Here is a 696-nt window from a genome sequence, read left to right as displayed (position 1 = left end):
GGGAAGGTGCGAACAAGTTCCTGATATGAGATCATCATATTCATCCGGAGCGCATCCCAGAGGGACATCATGAGCCATCAACTCACCTTCGCCGATAGTGAATTCAGCACTAAGCGCCGTCAGACCCGAAAAGAGATTTTCCTCTCCCGCATGGAGCAGATTCTGCCATGGCAGAATATGACCGCTGTCATCGAGCCGTTTTATCCCAAGGCGGGCAATGGCCGACGGCCCTATCCGCTGGAGACCATGCTGCGTATTCACTGCATGCAGCATTGGTACAACCTGAGCGACGGTGCCATGGAAGATGCCCTGTACGAAATCGCCTCCATGCGCCTGTTTGCCCGATTATCCCTGGATAGCGCCCTGCCGGATCGCACCACCATCATGAATTTCCGCCACCTGCTCGAGCAGCATCAACTGGCCCGTCAATTGTTCAAGACCATCAATCGCTGGCTGGCCGAAGCAGGCGTCATGATGACCCAAGGCACTTTGGTGGATGCCACCATCATTGAGGCACCCAGCTCTACCAAGAACAAAGAGCAGCAACGCGATCCGGAGATGCATCAGACCAAGAAAGGCAATCAGTGGCACTTTGGCATGAAGGCCCACATTGGTGTCGATGCCAAGAGTGGCCTGACCCACAGCCTGGTCACCACCGCGGCCAACGAGCATGACCTCAATCAGCTGGGTAATCTG

1 pseudogene is annotated in these 696 nt (G+C 55.3%); it reads left to right on the top strand.

What is annotated here, in order from left to right:
• Nucleotides 1-69 precede the first annotated feature (69 nt).
• Nucleotides 70-696, top strand: a pseudogene (locus ACFSQ3_RS15880) (IS5-like element ISKpn26 family transposase); the annotation flags it as partial.

Source organism: Sphingobacterium corticis, from assembly GCF_042684745.1.
Lineage (GTDB): Bacteria > Bacteroidota > Bacteroidia > Sphingobacteriales > Sphingobacteriaceae > Sphingobacterium > Sphingobacterium corticis.
This window is presented reverse-complemented; position numbering and strand designations above follow the sequence as displayed.